General features: G+C 67.7%; 2 protein-coding genes. Both read left to right on the top strand.

What is annotated here, in order from left to right; genetic code table 11:
* Positions 1 to 1,176 (top strand): galactonate dehydratase (gene dgoD, locus EOA60_RS33090; RefSeq protein ID WP_245502680.1); only part of this gene is annotated, 1,176 nt, incomplete at its 5' end.
* Between the two features lie 2 nt (positions 1,177 to 1,178).
* A partial coding sequence (locus EOA60_RS33085; protein ID WP_128312626.1) for an SDR family NAD(P)-dependent oxidoreductase occupies positions 1,179 to 1,363 on the top strand: 185 nt, incomplete at its 3' end.

The raw sequence follows: 1,363 nt of genomic DNA, 5'->3' as shown, positions 1-1,363 counted from the left end.
CGCTTGAGGATCGTGGCCATCACCACGCGCGTCGTGAACGCGGATATGCGCAACTGGGTGTTCGTGCGTGTCGAGACCGACCAGCCGGGCCTCTACGGTTGGGGCGAGGCGACGCTGGAATGGAAGACCCAGGCCGTCGTCGGCGCCGTCAATGACCTCGCGCCGCTTCTGGTCGGCCGCGACCCGCGCGACATCGAGCAGGCGGTGCGCATCCTCAAAAAGCACTCGTTCTGGCGGCTCGGCGTCATCGGCATGTCGGCGGTTTCCGGCATCGAGCTGGCGCTCTGGGACATTTTTGGCAAATGGCTCGATCAGCCGGTCTGGCGCTTGCTCGGCGGCAAGGTGCGCGACCGGGTCAAGGTCTACACGCATCTCGGCCTCGGCGACATGCGCGCCGTCTACGAAACGTTGGAGACCGAGCCGTTGGTGCGGCGCGCCTCCGAAGTGGTTGCCACGGGCTATCGCGCGCTGAAGGCCGTCTTCATCCCCTACAGCCACTATCATGCGCCGCTCGTCGAGGTCGACAAGGTCGGCCGCCTAATGGAGGCACTGCGCAAGACAGTCGGTCCCGAAGTCGAGATCATGGTCGATTTCCACGGCCGTCCCGCCTCGGCCTCCACCGCGCTCGCCTATATCGACGCGCTTGCGCCCTACCGACCGATGTTCGTCGAAGAGCCGCTGCCGCCGGGCGAGACCGGCGCGCTGGCGCAGCTCGTCGCCAAATCGCGCGTGCCGATCGCCACCGGCGAGCGGCTGATCGATCGTCCCGAATTCGACGACCTTTTCCGGGCAAGGGCGGTCGACATCGTGCAGCCGGACATCTGCCACTGCGGCGGCCTGCTCGAGGCGAGGAAAATCGCCGCCATGGCCGAGGCGGTCTCGGTGGGTGTGGCGCCGCACAATCCGCTCGGTCCGATCGCCGGCGCGGCGGCGCTGCATTTCGCGGTCTCCACGCCCAATCACCTGATCCAGGAAGAGATGGTCGGTGCCGTGCCCTGGTATTTCGAGGTGGTGAAGGGGCCGATCCGCATGATCGACGGCTGCTGGCAGGTGCCGGATGCGCCCGGGCTCGGCGTCGAGGTCGACGAAGCGGTCGCCGACCGGCATCCCTACAGGCCGGAGGTCATGCACACCACCAATGCCGTCCTTGCCGACGGCACCATCGTGGACTGGTGACCATGGCCGGGCGACTGAAGGACAAGGTGGTGATTGTCACCGGCGCCGGGCGCGGCATCGGCGAGGCGACGGCGCGCGCGATGGCCGCCGAGGGTGCGGCCATCGTCGTGGCCGAAAAGGATGCGCTCAGCGGAAAGAGCGTTGCCGCGTCGCTGGTCGAAGCCGGCGCTCGGGCGCTGTTCGTGGA

It is taken from the genome of Mesorhizobium sp. M1A.F.Ca.IN.020.06.1.1 (assembly GCF_004023265.1).
In the GTDB taxonomy this organism is placed as follows: Bacteria; Pseudomonadota; Alphaproteobacteria; order Rhizobiales; family Rhizobiaceae; genus Mesorhizobium.
This window is presented reverse-complemented; position numbering and strand designations above follow the sequence as displayed.